This is a genomic window from Dehalococcoidia bacterium, from assembly GCA_030648205.1.
GTDB lineage: Bacteria > Chloroflexota > Dehalococcoidia > JAUSIH01 > JAUSIH01 > JAUSIH01.
Genome location: JAUSIH010000053.1, coordinates 38,846 through 53,328, shown reverse-complemented (window position 1 = coordinate 53,328; position 14,483 = coordinate 38,846). Strand labels below are relative to the sequence as shown.

General features: G+C 64.1%; 20 protein-coding genes and 1 pseudogene. 18 read left to right on the top strand and 3 right to left on the bottom strand.

The window, feature by feature from the left end:
• Positions 1 to 44: 44 nt before the first annotated feature.
• From rpsE to rpsI, 16 genes and pseudogenes are all read left to right on the top strand, one after another.
• Positions 45 to 671 carry a 30S ribosomal protein S5 gene (rpsE, locus tag Q7T26_07350; protein MDO8531968.1) on the top strand — a complete coding sequence of 209 codons (627 nt, stop codon included), beginning with the start codon at positions 45 to 47 and terminating at the stop codon, positions 669 to 671.
• Complete coding sequence (gene rpmD, locus Q7T26_07345; protein MDO8531967.1) at positions 664 to 855, top strand: 50S ribosomal protein L30; 192 nt, start codon at positions 664 to 666, stop codon at positions 853 to 855. Before rpsE ends, rpmD begins: the two co-directional genes overlap by 8 nt.
• Positions 856 to 877: 22 nt before the next feature.
• Positions 878 to 1,336 carry a 50S ribosomal protein L15 gene (gene rplO / locus Q7T26_07340; protein ID MDO8531966.1) on the top strand — a complete coding sequence of 153 codons (459 nt, stop codon included), beginning with the start codon at positions 878 to 880 and terminating at the stop codon, positions 1,334 to 1,336.
• 34 nt (positions 1,337 to 1,370) lie between these two features.
• Positions 1,371 to 2,663 carry a preprotein translocase subunit SecY gene (gene secY, locus Q7T26_07335; GenBank protein ID MDO8531965.1) on the top strand — a complete coding sequence of 431 codons (1,293 nt, stop codon included), beginning with the start codon at positions 1,371 to 1,373 and terminating at the stop codon, positions 2,661 to 2,663.
• A gap of 34 nt (positions 2,664 to 2,697) precedes the next feature.
• The gene (locus Q7T26_07330; protein ID MDO8531964.1) at positions 2,698 to 3,363 is read left to right on the top strand and encodes an adenylate kinase; all 666 of its coding nucleotides are present in this window, start codon (positions 2,698 to 2,700) and stop codon (positions 3,361 to 3,363) included.
• Between the two features lie 149 nt (positions 3,364 to 3,512).
• Positions 3,513 to 4,283, top strand: a complete 771-nt coding sequence (map, locus tag Q7T26_07325) for a type I methionyl aminopeptidase (protein MDO8531963.1) — start codon at positions 3,513 to 3,515, stop codon at positions 4,281 to 4,283.
• 39 nt (positions 4,284 to 4,322) lie between these two features.
• Positions 4,323 to 4,541, top strand: a complete 219-nt coding sequence (gene infA / locus Q7T26_07320) for a translation initiation factor IF-1 (protein ID MDO8531962.1) — start codon at positions 4,323 to 4,325, stop codon at positions 4,539 to 4,541.
• Between the two features lie 91 nt (positions 4,542 to 4,632).
• Positions 4,633 to 4,746 (top strand): 50S ribosomal protein L36, encoded by a 114-nt coding sequence (gene rpmJ / locus Q7T26_07315; GenBank protein MDO8531961.1) that lies wholly within the window; start codon positions 4,633 to 4,635, stop codon positions 4,744 to 4,746.
• 33 nt (positions 4,747 to 4,779) lie between these two features.
• Positions 4,780 to 5,163 carry a 30S ribosomal protein S13 gene (gene rpsM, locus Q7T26_07310; GenBank protein ID MDO8531960.1) on the top strand — a complete coding sequence of 128 codons (384 nt, stop codon included), beginning with the start codon at positions 4,780 to 4,782 and terminating at the stop codon, positions 5,161 to 5,163.
• A gap of 33 nt (positions 5,164 to 5,196) precedes the next feature.
• Positions 5,197 to 5,589 (top strand): 30S ribosomal protein S11, encoded by a 393-nt coding sequence (rpsK, locus tag Q7T26_07305; GenBank protein MDO8531959.1) that lies wholly within the window; start codon positions 5,197 to 5,199, stop codon positions 5,587 to 5,589.
• 49 nt (positions 5,590 to 5,638) lie between these two features.
• Entirely contained in the window at positions 5,639 to 6,265 is a 627-nt protein-coding gene (rpsD, locus tag Q7T26_07300; GenBank protein ID MDO8531958.1) for a 30S ribosomal protein S4, read from the top strand.
• A 45-nt stretch (positions 6,266 to 6,310) separates the two neighbouring features.
• Complete coding sequence (locus Q7T26_07295) at positions 6,311 to 7,318, top strand: DNA-directed RNA polymerase subunit alpha (GenBank protein MDO8531957.1); 1,008 nt, start codon at positions 6,311 to 6,313, stop codon at positions 7,316 to 7,318.
• 22 nt (positions 7,319 to 7,340) lie between these two features.
• The gene (rplQ, locus tag Q7T26_07290; GenBank protein ID MDO8531956.1) at positions 7,341 to 7,730 is read left to right on the top strand and encodes a 50S ribosomal protein L17; all 390 of its coding nucleotides are present in this window, start codon (positions 7,341 to 7,343) and stop codon (positions 7,728 to 7,730) included.
• A 2-nt stretch (positions 7,731 to 7,732) separates the two neighbouring features.
• A complete protein-coding gene (truA, locus tag Q7T26_07285; protein MDO8531955.1) occupies positions 7,733 to 8,524 on the top strand; it encodes a tRNA pseudouridine(38-40) synthase TruA in 792 nt (263 codons plus the stop codon).
• Positions 8,521 to 8,940 (top strand): annotated as a pseudogene (rplM, locus tag Q7T26_07280) (50S ribosomal protein L13). The gene truA and the pseudogene rplM overlap by 4 nt, the downstream one beginning before the upstream one ends.
• Positions 8,941 to 9,066: 126 nt before the next feature.
• Positions 9,067 to 9,477 (top strand): 30S ribosomal protein S9, encoded by a 411-nt coding sequence (gene rpsI, locus Q7T26_07275; GenBank protein MDO8531954.1) that lies wholly within the window; start codon positions 9,067 to 9,069, stop codon positions 9,475 to 9,477.
• A 114-nt stretch (positions 9,478 to 9,591) separates the two neighbouring features.
• Here the strand turns inward: rpsI and Q7T26_07270 are convergent, their stop codons facing one another.
• The 3 genes from Q7T26_07270 to Q7T26_07260 form a co-directional block, all read right to left on the bottom strand.
• Positions 9,592 to 10,779, bottom strand: coding sequence for an acyl-CoA dehydrogenase family protein (locus tag Q7T26_07270; protein ID MDO8531953.1), 1,188 nt, complete (start codon positions 10,777 to 10,779; stop codon positions 9,592 to 9,594).
• A 203-nt stretch (positions 10,780 to 10,982) separates the two neighbouring features.
• A complete protein-coding gene (gene selD / locus Q7T26_07265; protein MDO8531952.1) occupies positions 10,983 to 12,020 on the bottom strand; it encodes a selenide, water dikinase SelD in 1,038 nt (345 codons plus the stop codon).
• A gap of 193 nt (positions 12,021 to 12,213) precedes the next feature.
• A complete protein-coding gene (locus Q7T26_07260) occupies positions 12,214 to 12,366 on the bottom strand; it encodes a hypothetical protein (GenBank protein ID MDO8531951.1) in 153 nt (50 codons plus the stop codon).
• Positions 12,367 to 12,464: 98 nt separating this feature from the next.
• Between Q7T26_07260 and Q7T26_07255 the strand changes: the two genes are divergently transcribed.
• Positions 12,465 to 12,620: a hypothetical protein gene (locus Q7T26_07255; GenBank protein MDO8531950.1), complete on the top strand. Its 156-nt coding sequence runs from the start codon at positions 12,465 to 12,467 to the stop codon at positions 12,618 to 12,620.
• A 99-nt stretch (positions 12,621 to 12,719) separates the two neighbouring features.
• Positions 12,720 to 14,327 carry a citramalate synthase gene (gene cimA / locus Q7T26_07250; protein MDO8531949.1) on the top strand — a complete coding sequence of 536 codons (1,608 nt, stop codon included), beginning with the start codon at positions 12,720 to 12,722 and terminating at the stop codon, positions 14,325 to 14,327.
• Positions 14,328 to 14,483 lie beyond the last annotated feature (156 nt).

Sequence of the window (14,483 nt, the reverse complement as noted above, 5' to 3'; positions counted from 1 at the left end):
AAAGCCCTGGCGGACGCTGCCAGGGAAGGGGGACTGCAGTTCTAATGAACAGACCAATTCGGCGTGACCGGTTCAACGCGGGGGACAGCTCCTTCACCGAGAAGGTTGTGTTTATCCGCCGTGTCGCCAAGGTGGTCAAGGGCGGGCGTCGGTTCCACTTCAACGCTGTCGTCGTCGTCGGCGACGGCGAAGGCCGCGTGGGCATCGGCATTGGCAAAGCGGAGGAGGTGCCCGAGGCCATTCGCAAGGGCGGTGCACTGGCGCGGAAGAACCTCACGCCGATCCCTCGGAAGGGGGACACCATCCCGCATGAGATTAATGTAAAGTTCGGCGCGGCCCGTGTCCTGCTCAAGCCTGCGAAGGCGGGCACCGGCGTCATTGCGGGAAGCAGCGTTCGAGCCGTAGTGGAGGCTGCCGGCATCAAGGACATCGTGACCAAGTCCCTGGGCAGCTCCAATCCGATCAACGTCGTGCGCGCCACACTCAAGGCCCTTTTGGACCTGCGGGACCCTGAGAAGGAAATCGCCCTGCGCAAGAACAGGGCCTCAGCCGCGGCGCAGCCTGCCGCGGGCCGTCCTCAGGCGGCCCCCGCGCCCGCCGTAGCAGCGCCCGTCGTTGTAGCGCCCGCCGCGGCAGCACTGGCTCCCGCGCAGGAGAAGCCCAATGGCTAAACGCATCCGCGCGACATATGTCAAGAGCTCCATCGGCTACAGTGGTGAGCAGAAGCGGACTGTCCGGGCGCTGGGACTCCGGCGCCTGCACCAGACTGTCGAGCACGATGACACCCCCGCAATGCGGGGCATGGTCGAAAAGGTGAAGCACCTGCTCCGCGTAGAGTGGGTTGACGCGGCCTGAGAGATAGGGGTCTGACACAATGATCAAACAGCATACGCTCAAGTCCCCGCCCGGGTCCCACCATCGCAGGAAGCGCGTCGGCCGGGGCATCGGCAGCGGGCACGGCGTCTATTCCACCAAGGGCGTGAAGGGCCAGAAGGCCCGCACAGGTGGTAAAAGCGAGATGCGCCCCGGCTTCGAGGGCGGCCAGAATCCCCTTATCAAGCGTCTGCCCACCAAGCGAGGCTTTCACAACCCCCACCGTGTCGAGTACACAGAGGTGAACGTCAGCAAGCTGGAGACAGCCTTCGCGGCGGGCGCCGAGATCACGCTGGACGCGCTGGTCAAGGCCCGCGTCGTTCGAGACCTCAAGAAGCCAATCAAGGTGTTGGGAGAGGGTGACCTGACGAAGGCCCTGACGGTCACGGTGCACAAATTCACCGCCTCCGCCAAACAGAAGATCGAGGCGGCGGGCGGCAAAGCTGTTGAGGTAGCCACTTAACGTGACCACACAGACGCAGGCGGCAGCCCCTCGATTGCTCCAGGCCATGGTGGACGCGTTCCGCCAGCCGGACCTGCGGGCGCGCCTTCTGTTTACCTTTGGCCTGCTGGTGCTCTTCCGTTTTGTGGCCCATATCCCCGTGCCGGGAGTGGACCTGGCCGCCATGAACCGGTTCTTCCAGGGCAACGCCCTTCTGGGCATGCTGGACCTGTTCACCGGCGGCGCCATGCGCAACCTGAGCGTTGCGGCCATGGGAGTGTACCCCTACATCACGTCCACCATCATCATGCAGCTCATGGTGCCTGTTATCCCCGCTCTGGAGCGCCTGTCCAAGGAAGGCGACCAGGGTCGGGCGCAGATTAACCGCATCACCTTCTGGCTCACCATCCCGCTGTCGGCGCTGCAGGCATATGCACAGCTCTTCGTCTTTCAGCGCGCGGGCATCATCCCCGGCTTCGGGCTGACCGGCGAGAACCTGCTGCCCACACTGGCGATGGTCGCCTCCATGACGGCGACGTCCATGTTCCTCGTCTGGCTGGGCGAGCTCATCACCGAGCACGGTATCGGCAACGGCATCTCCATCATCATCTTCGCCGGCATTGTGGCGAGCCTGCCGCAGATGCTGGGACAGTCGTTCCTGCAGGCGGGGAACCCCATGGGCCTGGTGTTATTCTTCGGCGTTGGCTTCCTGATGGTGATGTTCATCGTTATCTTCACCGAGGCCAAGAGGCGCGTTCCCGTCCAATACGGCAAGACCCTGTTCAGAGGAGGGCAAGTCCGTCGGGTGGGCGGCTCCACCCACATCCCACTGCGCGTGAACTCGGCGGGCATGATTCCCCTTATCTTCGCCATCTCCATCATGATCCTGCCGGGGACTGTCGCCAGCTATTTCATCGGCGTGCAGCCCGCGTGGGTATCGGACATGGCGTCCTTTGTGCAGCGCGTGTTCGCCTTCGACAGCATTTTCTACCAGACGCTGTACTTCCTGCTGGTGGTAGCCTTCGCCTTCTTCTACACGATGGTCATCTTCCAGCAACAGCAGATGGCGGAAAACCTCCAGAAGAATGGCGGCTTCATTCCCGGCATCCGTCCGGGGCGCCCGACCCACGACTATCTGCTGCGCGTCATCACTCGCATCACCTGGGGCGGCGCCATCTTCCTGGGACTGGTGGCCGCGGCCCCGTACTTCGCCACGCTCCTGACGGGTGTGCAGGGGCTGCAGCTTTCAAGCACCGGCCTGCTCATCGTCATCGGCGTGGTCCTGGACACCATGCGGCAACTTGAAGCCCAACTCCTCATGCGCCACTACGAAGGATTCATTCGCTAGGGCAATGCCCTTCGCAACGCGAGGATAACAGAGCATGTACGTCATCCTATTGGGCGCCCCCGGCGCGGGGAAAGGCACTCAGGCCGCAACCCTGCAGCAGGAGTTGAAACTGGCGCACGTGGCGTCCGGCGACCTCTTCCGCGAGCACCAGCAGAAGGGCACGGAGCTGGGGCTGCTGGCCAAGTCCTACATGGAGAAGGGCCAGCTTGTGCCGGACGAGGTGACCATCCGCATGGTCCTGGAGCGGATAGAGCGGCCCGACTGCGCCCAGGGAGCCATCCTGGACGGCTTCCCCCGGACCATTGAGCAGGCCAAGGCCCTGGACCAGGCCCTGACGCAGCGGAACAAGGCCATTGACAAGGTGCTGTATATCGTCGTTTCGGAGGCGGAGCTTGTCCGCCGCCTGAGCGACCGCTGGATATGCCGTTCCTGCCAGATCCCGTACAACGTGACGTCCGCGCCGCCCAAGCTGACAGGCAAGTGTGACAGGTGCGGGGGCCAGCTCTACCAGCGCGCCGACGACACGCCGGAGACGGCCCGCAACCGCCTGCGTGTGTACTTCCAGCAGACCATGCCGCTCATCGAGTATTACCAGAAGGCGGGCAAGCTGACAGAGGTCAACGGCGAGCAGGAGATCGACAAGGTGCGCGGTGACCTCCTGCGGAGCCTCAATGTCGCCAAGCGCGTGGCGAGGCGCTAACGCACCACGCATGATTTCGACGGGTCCCCTGAATTCCTCACCCTGTTCGCAGGGTGGACGAGCACCTTACAAGCTGACAAAGGCTATTGGAGAGCGGGACGCCTGCTTGACCTGGCGCGCGTTATAGTGCACAATAGAGTTTTGCCACAATGTTAGAACCCGTACTGCAACAGGGAATAACGCTCAAGTCGCGCCAAGAGCTCGACTACATGCGCCAGGCTGGGAAGGTCGTCGCTCACATGATTGACGCCCTGGTCAAGGCCGTGCGCCCCGGTATACGTACGGGAGAGCTGGACGCCATAGCGGAACGGGTGGTCCGTGACATGGGCGCCATCCCTTCGTTCAAAGGATACAGAGGCTTTCCGGCCACCATCTGCGTCTCGGTCAACGACGAAATCGTCCACGGCATCCCCGGGCGCCGTGTCCTCAAGGAAGGGGACATCGTCGGCCTGGACGTGGGCGCCATCGTGAGCGGCTATCACGGAGACGCCGCGGTGACGGTGGGGGTGGGACGCATCAGCCGAGAGGCCGAGCAGCTTATCGAAACCACTCGAGAGACCCTGGCGCAGGGCATCCAGGAGGCCAGGGCGGGCAACCGGATGGGCGAGATCTCGGCGGCCATCCAGAGCTACGCCGAATCACGCGGCTACTCGGTGGTCAAGGAGTACGTAGGACACGGGATAGGCAGGGCTCTCCACGAGGAGCCCGCCGTGCCCAACTACGGTGAGCGGGGCAAGGGATTGGCCCTCCAGAGCGGGATGGTGCTCGCCTTGGAGCCGATGGTGAACATCGGGACATGGCGGACCCGCCTCAAGCCGGACAACTGGACGGTAGTCACGCTGGACGGAAGCCTGTCGGCGCACTTTGAGCACACGGTGGCGATCACCGACGGGACGCCTGAGGTCCTGACGCAGTTATAGGGCGGATTGTGAAGGGGAGGCGGATGGGACAAGGAGTGTATGGGAAAAAAGGAAACAATCGAGGTAGAGGGGACGGTGGCGGAGGCCCTGCCTAACGCCATGTTTCGTGTGCAGTTGGCGAACGGGCACACTGTCCTGGCCCACGTGTCCGGCAAAATCCGGCTCCATTTCATCAAGATTCTGCCGGGGGACAAAGTGTTGGTGGAGCTATCTCCCTACGACTTGACCCGGGGGCGGGTAACGTACAGGTTCAAATAGCACAAGGTATATCACGCTCAGGGCTGGTTTACCAGCCTCTGAGCCTTTCGTTTGCCAGAATGAAGTATTCAACCGAGAAGAGGAAACGGCGATGAGGGTCAGGTCATCTGTCCGGGCGCGATGCGAAAAGTGCAAGGTCATCCGCCGCAAGGGCGTGGTGAGGGTCATCTGTAGCAACCCCAAGCACAAGCAGAGGCAGGGCTAAAGCCTTAGGGATTGGCCTCAACGAGGAGATGTTATGGCGCGTATCGCAGGGGTGGACCTGCCGAACAACAAGCGAGCTGAGATCGCGTTGCGTTATATCTATGGCATCGGGCCCACCCTGGCCCGGATTGTCTGCCAGAAGGCCGGCGTTGACCCTCAGGCCAAGCTGTCCGACCTTCCCGAAGATCTGGTTAACCGCCTCCGAGAAATTGTGGACAAAGGGTACCGGGTGGAAGGCGACCTGCGCCGCGAGGTGCAGATGAGCATCCGCCGCAAGATAGAGATCAACTGCTACCAGGGCACGCGGCACCGCCGCGGCCTGCCCGCCCGAGGCCAGCGCACGCGCACAAACGCCCGCACCAAGAAGGGCGCGCGTAAGACCGTGGCCGGCAAGCGCCGCGTCGCCGCCAAGAAGTAGCCTCGGACAGATAGCTAAAGCTGAGGAGCACGTATGGCAAAATCTGCGCCTAAAGGTGGACGCCGTCGGGAAAAAAGGCAAATCCCCGCAGGACGGGCTTATGTCCAGTCCACATTCAACAACACCCAGGTGACCCTCACCGACCCCAAGGGCAACGTCCTCTCGTGGGCCAGCGCCGGGGCTACCGGCTTTAAAGGCTCCCGCAAAGGGACGGCCTTTGCCGCCCAACGGGCCGCTGAAGAGGCGTCCAAGCGAGCGATCGAGTACGGCATGCGCCAGGTCGAGGTGTACGTGCGTGGCCCTGGCACTGGCCGCGAGGCAGCCATCCGCTCTCTCCAAGCGTCTGGCCTCACCATCACCCGCATCACGGACGTGACTCCCATTCCCCACAACGGGTGCCGGCCACCCAAGCGGCGCCGCGTGTAGGTGGGGGACGCATCGCCTTGCACGGCTTTAGACAGGAAGTGAGATAACTATGGGACGCGACACAGGCCCGGCTTGCCGGTTATGCAGAAGGATAGGCGAAAAGCTCTTCCTGAAGGGAGAGCGATGCCTGAGCCCCAAGTGCGCCGTCGAAAAGCGGGGCACGCCGCCCGGCGCTCACCCCCAGCGTCGGCGCCGCCTTTCCGAATACGGCGTGCATCTCAAGGAGAAGCAGAAAGCACGCTACGTCTACGGGATGATGGAGCGCCAGTTCCGCCGCTTCTTTGACCAGGCCAAGCGCCGGCCTGAAATGACGGGCAAGTACCTCATGCAGCTTCTGGAGCGACGCTTGGACAATGTGGCCTACCGGCTGGCCTTCGCGGAGTCGCGCAGGCAGAGCCGGCAAGTCGTGGGACACGGCCACATCACCGTCAACGGAGTGGTGACGGATATCCCGTCCTATTTGGTACGCACCGGCGACGTCATAGGCTGGCGGGAAGTGAGCAAGAAGAGTTCCTATTACCAGGCCGTCGCCAAGGACGCGCCTCAACGCCCCGTGCCCGCATGGCTCAGCCTGGACAGCGGCACTATGACCGCCAAGGTGATCGGTTTGCCTGAGCCAACTGACACCGAGGTGAAAGTGGACGACCGTCTCATCGTAGAGTTCTACTCTCGGTAGAGGTCTTCCTCCAGATAGCGTGAGCTAGTAGGAGCGGAATCATTCATGACCACAGAAGAACGAGTTGCAACGCCGCAGCCCAAGATTGGCTGCGTGGAACAGGGCGAGACGTATTCCCGGTTTGTCGCGGAGCCGCTGGAGCGGGGGTTTGGCGTGACGCTGGGCAATGCGCTGCGCCGCGTACTTCTCGGCTGCCTGCCCGGCGCCGCTATTCGTGGGATCAAGATCGAGGGCGTGCAGCACGAGTACTCCTCCCTCCCTTTCATGAAGGAGGACCTTACCGATCTGCTGCTGAACGTGAAAGCCATCCGTCTGCGGCCCATCTCCAACAAGCCGGCAACGCTCTACCTGAACGTCCAGCGTGAGGGAGAGGTAACCGCGGCCGACATCGAGCCTTCGTCCGACTACCAGGTGGTCAACCCTGAGGAGCACCTGGCAACCCTGGACTCCCAGGACGCCCGACTGGCGATTGAGTTCTACGTGGAACCGGGCAAAGGCTATGTCCCGGCCACCCACGTCACCGGTATGCCTATCGGCAACCTGCCGGTGGACGCCATTTTCTCGCCGGTCCGGAAGGCTAACTTCACCGTGGAGCACACGCGGGTCGGCCAGGTAACGGACTATGACCGGCTCGTCCTGGAGATATGGACGGACGGTACTATCACCCCCATGGAGGCGCTGCGCCAGGCGGCCCAGGCCCTCGTGGACCAGTTCTTCCTGTTCACCAACTTCGGCAAGGCGCTGGAGCGCGGCCCGGACCAGAAACCCCTGGCTCTGACCATCCCGGCTGAAGTCTATAACACGCTCATTGAGAAGCTGGGCCTCTCCGCCCGCACGCTCAACTGTCTCAAGCGCAACAACACCAACAAAGTCGGCGAGGTCCTGGAGAAAAGCCGCGAGGAGCTCCTCTCCATGCGGAACTTCGGCGAGAAGTCGCTGGATGAGTTGTACGATCGCCTCCGCTCCATGGGCCTCCTGTCGCCAGAGGAAAAGCCCGCTGACTCCAAGGAGGGCGCCGAGGCTGACTCGGAAGCGGTAGAGGCTACAAGCTAGTTAAGCAGTACCGAGGATAACCATGCGACACAGATTATCAGGACGTCATCTCTCACGGGCCACGGACCACCGTATGGCCCTCTATCGCAACCTGGCCACCAGCCTTCTGGAGAACGAGAAGATCGTGACCACGCTGGCCAAGGCCAAGGAGACGCGCACTTTCGCCGAGCGGATGGTCACACTGGGCAAGAGCCAGGAGCTCCACGGCCGACGCCAAGCCCTGGCCTTCATTTACAAGAAGGACGTGGTGGAGAAGCTGTTCACGGACCTGGCCCAGCGCTACAAGGACCGCTCCGGCGGTTACACCCGCATTATCAAGATGGGCCCCCGTACGGGTGACGGCGCGATGATGGCGCAGATAGAGATGGTTGACGCTCCCGAGAAGGCGAAAGCCAAGGGCACCAAGAAGTAACGGTGGCCCCCAGCGCCACGGCGCAGGTACGGCGTATCGTCCTGGTGGTGGAGTACGAAGGGACACACTACAGGGGCTTTCAGATACAGAAGAGCGCTCCCACTATTCAGGGGGAGCTGCAAAGAGCACTTGAACAATTGACAGGCGAAAGGACGCGGATGGCAGGCGCCAGCCGTACGGATGCCGGCGTCCACGCACGCGGGCAGGTGGTCAGCTTCCTGACGGACTCTCGGCACGCGCCGGAAGTCTACAAGCAAGCTCTGAACCACTATTTGCCGGAGGACATCGCGGTGCAGGCCGCCCATGAGGCGCCCCTCCCATTTGACGTCCGGCGCAACGCGCAAGGCCGCGAGTACATGTACCTCGTGCTGAATCGGCCGGATCCCAGCCCCTTGTGGCGACGGTTCACTTACCGGATGAGCGAGCCGCTGGACGCCGCGGCTATGGACGCCGCCAGCCGCCTCTTCGAAGGCGAGCGGGACATGGCATCCTTCACCGAATCGCTGGAGCCGGGGGTACGCAGCACGGTGCGCCGGGTGGCGCGAGCGCGCGTGACGCGACGCGGCGAGATGGTGAGTTTCACCGTCCGGGCCAACGCCTTCCTGCCTCAGCAGGTCCGCCGCATGGCGGGGGCGCTGACAGCGGTGGGCACGGGGAAATTGGAGTTGGCGGCGTTCCGCCGGGTACTGGACACGCCCAGAAAAGGGACCGCGGGGCCCGTCCTTCCCGCCTGTGGACTGTATCTCATGCGGGTCATATACCAGGACTTCCCGCCCAAGGAAAAAGGGTTATGAAGATCATTCAAACCAAGACATACACGGCGTCAGAGAAAAACCTGACGCTCCGGTGGCGCGTCATTGACGCCTCGGGGCGAACGCTGGGCCGTCTGGCCACGGAGATCGCTTGCATCCTCCGGGGCAAGGACAAGCCCACGTTCACGCCTCACATCGCCATGGGCGACTTCGTCGTCGTTGTCAACGCAGCCAAGGTGCACGTCACCGGGGCCAAGCTGACCAAGAAGTTCTACTATCACCACTCCCTGTACCCCGGCGGCCTCAAGAAGACCCGCCTGGACGATGTGCTGGCGAAACATCCGGAGCGCGTCATCGAGGACGCCGTACAGGGCATGCTGCCCCATAACGCCCTGGGCAGACGCCTGATCAAGCGCCTCAAGGTATCGTCCGGGCCCGACCACCATTACCAGGCCCAGGTCGGTCCCGCTCATGCGGTCAAGGACGCGGCTGCTCCGGCCAAGGATGCGATTGCTCCAGCCAAGGAGCGCAAGACCAGTGCTGCGAAAAAGACAGCCGCCCCCAAGAAGAAAGAGGCGTAACTTATGTCAACACAGTCGCCAGCGCAGCCAGACTACTACAGGGGACTGGGCCGCCGGAAGTGCGCCGTCGCACGCGTGAAGATGGTCCCTGGCAACGGGACCGTCCTCGTGAACGGCAAGCCTCTGGAGACGGCGTTTCCCCTGCCACGTCTGCAGACGCTTGTGCTGCAAGCGTTCAAGGTCGCCAACGCGGAAGGCAAGTTCAACGTCATGGTCAAGGTCACCGGCGGTGGACTGACCGGCCAGGCCAGCTCCGTGCGTCACGGCATTGCCCGGGCGCTGCTGGTCATGGACGAGACGCTTCGGCCAATTCTGCGGAAGGCCGGCCTTCTCACGCGGGACTCGCGCGTCAAGGAGCGCAAGAAGTACGGCCTGAAGCGGGCCCGCAAGGCGCCTCAGTACACCAAGCGCTAGGAACCAACCCGCAACGCGGAGAACACAAAAAGAGACGCCCCGGAATTCCGGGGCGTCTCTTTTTGTCTCTTGACGCCACCCTCTACTGTGTACCAGCCCGGAGATGGCCAGCCTCTACCCTCGCGGCAGGCCCAGCCCGCGCTGAGCGATGATGTTGCGCTGAATCTCGGAGGTGCCCGCAGCAATGGTCACGGAGACGGCGGTGAGGGCGCCCCGCGCTATGCGGCCCTCCAGAGGCGCGCGCTTCTCCCCCACCTCTAACTGACTCCGCATCCCCAAAACACTCATGCCCGTGCGGTACAGGCGCTGCGTCATCTCCGTGCCAAAGCACTTGGACATGGAGGCCTCGTAGTTCGGCACCTTGCCCTGCGACTGCATCACGGCCACCCGGTATGCCATGAAGCGCGACAGCTTCGTCTCGATTGCGGCGTCCGCGAGCCGGTTGCGCACGAAGGGGTCCTGGGCCAGGGGCGCGCCGTCGCGCACCGTGCTCTGACAATATGCCGTCAGTTCCTCAATGACCCTCCGCGCGTGCGCGGAATAGGCCACGCCCGACCTCTCGAAGTCCAGGGCCACGGCCAGAATGTACCAGCCGTGGTTCTCGTCCCCCACGCGGTTGCGCGCAGGCACCCGCACGTCGTCGAAGAAGACCTCGTTGAAGTAATGCAGATTGGCCATTGTCTTGATGGGCCGGACGGTGACGCCCTTCGACTTCATGTCCACGACGAACAGGCTGATGCCCTTGTGCTTGGGCGCCGCGGGGTCCGTCCGCGCGGCGATCCAGCCCCAGTCGGAGACGTGCGCAGCGCTGGTCCATATCTTCTGGCCGCGAATGATGTAGTCGTCCCCGTCACGGACGGCCTGCGTTTGGAGCGAGGCCAGGTCCGAGCCGGTGCTCGGTTCGCTGTACAGGGTGCACCAGTAGCGCTCCGCCCGCGTGATGGAGGGCAGGTGCTCGCGCTTCTGCTCGTCGGTGCCGTAGAGCATGAGCGTAGGGCCGACCCAGCTCACGCCGCCGACACCCATGTCAATACCCGGGACCCCGTTGTAGACCATCTCCTCGCGGTAGATGACCGTGTCCATCAGGGGACGAGCGAGGCCGCCATACTCATGGGGCCAGGAGAGGGTCAGCCATCCCTTCCCCGCCAGCTTCCGCGACATGGTGCGGGTGAATTCCCAGTTCTCCCCGTCGAACTCCTCGCCGTGGTCGAGGCCGGTGAAGCCCCGCGGAAGCTCCTGCTTCAGCCAGCCGCGTATATCCTGGCGAAAGGCCTCCTGCTCCGAGGTCAAGGCGAAGTCCATAGCCTCTTTTCTCCGTACGCACGATTCAGGCGAGGGCCACCCCAGGCCCCCTGATGAGCGCTCAGGGCAATTCTACCCCTTCCCGGGCGCGTTGAGATAGGAGGGAGACGGGCGTCGAAGTCGCTTGCGCGAGGAGACGGCGAACGGACTCGGACGGAGAAAGCGGGAGCGTATGCGCCGGCCCGCGCCGTGGACAGGCCGCGCTAGGGCACGACGACTATGGACGGGCCGCGGTCCCGGGTGAACTCGCCGATGATCGCGCCCTGCACGCCCGACTGGCGCAACGCCTTCAGCAGGCGGTCTACCTTGTCGGGAGGCGTGGCCATCAGCAGCCCGCCCGACGTCTGGGCGTCCGCCAGCACGATCCGCCCGTCCTGCGACACCTTTTCGTCCCACCGCACGATCTTCTCCAGAGACTTCAGGTTGCGGATGGTGCCTCCGGGGATTGTCCCCTTGGCTATCAGGTCCCACGTGCCATCCATGACCGGCGTCTGCGAGAGCGAGACGCGGGCGGTCAGCCCCGTGGCCTCCACCATCCAGCGCAGATGGCCCAGGAGTCCGTAGCCGGTGACATCAGTGCAGGCATGGACGCCCACCTTCATCATGGCCTCTGCCGCAGCCTTGTTGAGCGTGGACATGACCTTGATGGCCTGTTCCAGCACGGCCTTGGGCGCCACGCCCCCCTTGCCGGCCGTGGTGATGATGCCCGTGCCCAGCGGCTTCGTCAGAACGAGCTTGTCGCCCGCCTGCGCCGTCGCGTTGGACACCTGCAGGCCGGGCCGGATGAGGCCCGTGACCGCCAGGCCGTACTTGGGCTCCGGGTCGTCAATCGTGTGGCCGCCCACGATGAGCAGGCCCGCCTCGGCGGCCTTGTCCGCGCCGCCCCGCAGAATGCGCCCCAGTATGTCCTTCGAGAGATTGACCGGGAAGCAGACGATGTTCAGGGCCGTGAGCGGCTGGCCTCCCTTGGCGTACACATCGCTCAGGGCGTTGGCCACGGCGATTGCCCCGAAGGCATACGGGTCATCCACGACGGGCGGGAAAAAGTCCACCGTCTGGACGAGGGCGATCTCCTCGGTCAGCTTGTAGACGGCTGCGTCGTCGGACGTGGCCGTGCCGATGAGCAGATTGGGGTGGCTCACTCGCGGCAGGTGCTTCAGGACCTCGACCAGGTCCTCCGGGCTGAATTTGGCGGCTCAGCCCGCGCATCGAGCCAGGCTGGTGAGGCGGACCTCCTCCACGCTGGCCATAGCTGCCTCCTTCTCTCGTCGCGGGAACGGACTGTCCACAACGGCAAGGCGAGAGATTAAAAATACTAAAGCATTCCATAAGAGAATGCAAACTTGACCGGAGGCGCGTGCCCGCCGCCGGGGTACGGGCACAGGCTGACGCCCTTGCGGCCTCCGTGCGTTTCCACTAGACTATGCGCCTGCGCTAGACTACGCGCGGGAGCGCTTGCTCGCCAGATCTGAACGCCCTGCTGTCGCGGGAGCAGGCGCTCATTACTCCGGACATCAGCGGCATCATCTCCCTCAGCGTCTTCAGCGCCACGGTCTCCCAGTTGGTGAGCAACGTGCCGCTGACCATGCTCGTGATTCCGTTGATAAAGGGTATCCAGGGTGATACACTATGGGTTACGCTTGCCGCAAGCTCCACGCTGGGCGGCAACCCCGCAGGGCGGGGCGGTGTCCAACATCATCGTGGCGGAGGTGGCGGCCCGAGACGGCGTCGAGGTGCGGTTCGGCGAGTTCCTGCGCGTGGGGCTGCCCGTCACCGCGGCGACGCTGGCGCTGGCGGTGGGCGTGCTGATTGTGGAGTTCCAGATGGGCTGGCTGAGGTAGGCGCACCCGGGACGCAGCCTCCCCGGCGAAGGGGCCGGGGCTCGCCCCGATGTATCGGGGTTCCGCTCAAACCTTTTCATAAGGCGAGGAGGAGGGGGCATGGCCTCTGACCGCAAAGTAGAGCTTTACGACACAACGTTGCGCGACGGCACGCAGGGGGAGGGCATCTCCCTCTCCGTGGAGGACAAGCTGCGCATCACGCGCAAGCTGGACGAGCTGGGCATACCCTACGTCGAGGGCGGATGGCCCGGCTCCAACCCGAAGGACGCCGAGTATTTCGTCCGCGCCCAGGGCCTGACCCTGAAGAACGCCGTTGTCGCCGCGTTCGCCATGACGCGCCGACCGAACGTCACGCCGGAGCAGGACGCCAGCATCCGCGCCCTTCTGGACGCACGAACGCGCGTCGTCACGCTGGTGGGCAAGAGCTGGGACCTCCACGTCACCCAGGTGGTGGAGACCACACTGGAGGAGAACCTGCGGATGATCCAGGACTCCATTCGCTTCCTCAAGGCCAAGGGGCGCAGGGTCTTCTACGACGCCGAGCATTACTTCGACGGCTTCAAGGCCAATCAGGAGTACGCCCTGCGGTGCCTCCGCGCCGCGGACGAGGCGGGCGCGGAGCGCATCATCTTGTGCGACACCAACGGCGGCGGCATGCCCTGGGATATCCGGGACGTCGTCAAGCGCTCCCTCCAGACCGTCAAGACGCCCCTGGGCATCCACTGCCATAACGACTGCGAGCTTGCCGTGGGCAACAGCCTGGCCGCAGTGGAGGCGGGCGTCTTCCAGGTGCAGGGCACCGTCAACGGCTACGGCGAGCGCTGCGGGAACGCCAACCTGGTCTCCATCATCCCCAACCTGAAGCTGAAGATGGGCATCTCGTGCCTGACGGACGCCCAGCTCGCCAGTCTCACGGAGGTCTCCCGCTTCGTATCGGAGATAGCCAACCAGTCCCCGAACGCATTCCAGCCTTACGTGGGGGCCAGCGCCTTCAGCCACAAGGCGGGGCTGCACGCCTCCGCCGTGGCGAAGGTGGAGCACAGCTATCAGCACATTGACCCGCTGCTGGTCGGCAACACGAAGCGCGTGCTCGTCTCGGAACTGGCCGGGCGCGGCAACATCCTGGCGAAGGCCAAGGAGCTTTTCCCGGACGTCCCCCTCCACGGGGAGCAGGCGCGGCGCATCCTGGACCAGATCAAGGAGCAGGAGAGCAAAGGCTTTCAGTACGAGGGCGCCGAGGCGTCTTTCGAGCTGCTGGTCCGCCGCGCCGTCGGCAGCCTGCACCCCCACTTCGAGCTGGTGGACTTCCTGGTGCTGGTGGAGAAGCGCCGGCGTCTGCCCACCCTGGGCGACGTCAACGGCGAGGTCCTCTCCGACGCGATGGTGAAGGTGCGCGTGGCGGGAGAGACCAGCATGGTGGCGGCGGAAGGCAACGGCCCGGTCAACGCCCTGGACGCCGCCCTGCGCCAGGCGCTCCTGCGCGTGTACCCCAGCTTGGCCGCGGTCAAGCTGGTGGACTACAAGGTCCGCATCGTGAACGAGACGGAGGGCACCGGCGCCAAGGTGCGCGTCCTCATCGAGTCCACCGACGGCGAGCGCTCCTGGCGCACCGTGGGCTGCTCTGCTAACATCATCGAAGCGAGCTGGATGGCCCTGGCGGACAGCCTGGAGTACTGGCTGCTCAAGCGCGGCGTGGAGTCCGCCTAGTGTGGTGTTCCCGAAGTACGCCGTCGATGTCATTGCGAGGCCCGACGAAGGAGGGCCGTGGCAATCTGGCTGCGGGGCGCGCCCTTCCTCCAGATTGCTTCGTCCTCCGGCAAGCCGGAGTCCTCGCAATGACAAATCGTAGGCGTATTTCCGAAA

Excerpts from the sequence above, each read along its gene's own strand:
- rpsE (MDO8531968.1), top strand. The coding sequence starts at position 45 with ATGAACAGACCAATTCGGCGTGACCGGTTCAACGCGGGGGACAGCTCC.
- rpmD (MDO8531967.1), top strand. The coding sequence starts at position 664 with ATGGCTAAACGCATCCGCGCGACATATGTCAAGAGCTCCATCGGCTAC.
- Q7T26_07330 (MDO8531964.1), top strand. The coding sequence starts at position 2,698 with ATGTACGTCATCCTATTGGGCGCCCCCGGCGCGGGGAAAGGCACTCAG.
- map (MDO8531963.1), top strand. The coding sequence starts at position 3,513 with ATGTTAGAACCCGTACTGCAACAGGGAATAACGCTCAAGTCGCGCCAA.
- infA (MDO8531962.1), top strand. The coding sequence starts at position 4,323 with ATGGGAAAAAAGGAAACAATCGAGGTAGAGGGGACGGTGGCGGAGGCC.
- rpmJ (MDO8531961.1), top strand. The coding sequence starts at position 4,633 with ATGAGGGTCAGGTCATCTGTCCGGGCGCGATGCGAAAAGTGCAAGGTC.
- rpsM (MDO8531960.1), top strand. The coding sequence starts at position 4,780 with ATGGCGCGTATCGCAGGGGTGGACCTGCCGAACAACAAGCGAGCTGAG.
- rpsK (MDO8531959.1), top strand. The coding sequence starts at position 5,197 with ATGGCAAAATCTGCGCCTAAAGGTGGACGCCGTCGGGAAAAAAGGCAA.
- rpsD (MDO8531958.1), top strand. The coding sequence starts at position 5,639 with ATGGGACGCGACACAGGCCCGGCTTGCCGGTTATGCAGAAGGATAGGC.
- Q7T26_07295 (MDO8531957.1), top strand. The coding sequence starts at position 6,311 with ATGACCACAGAAGAACGAGTTGCAACGCCGCAGCCCAAGATTGGCTGC.
- rplQ (MDO8531956.1), top strand. The coding sequence starts at position 7,341 with ATGCGACACAGATTATCAGGACGTCATCTCTCACGGGCCACGGACCAC.
- rpsI (MDO8531954.1), top strand. The coding sequence starts at position 9,067 with ATGTCAACACAGTCGCCAGCGCAGCCAGACTACTACAGGGGACTGGGC.
- Q7T26_07270 (MDO8531953.1), bottom strand. The coding sequence starts at position 10,779 with ATGGACTTCGCCTTGACCTCGGAGCAGGAGGCCTTTCGCCAGGATATA.
- Q7T26_07260 (MDO8531951.1), bottom strand. The coding sequence starts at position 12,366 with ATGGTCAGCGGCACGTTGCTCACCAACTGGGAGACCGTGGCGCTGAAG.
- cimA (MDO8531949.1), top strand. The coding sequence starts at position 12,720 with ATGGCCTCTGACCGCAAAGTAGAGCTTTACGACACAACGTTGCGCGAC.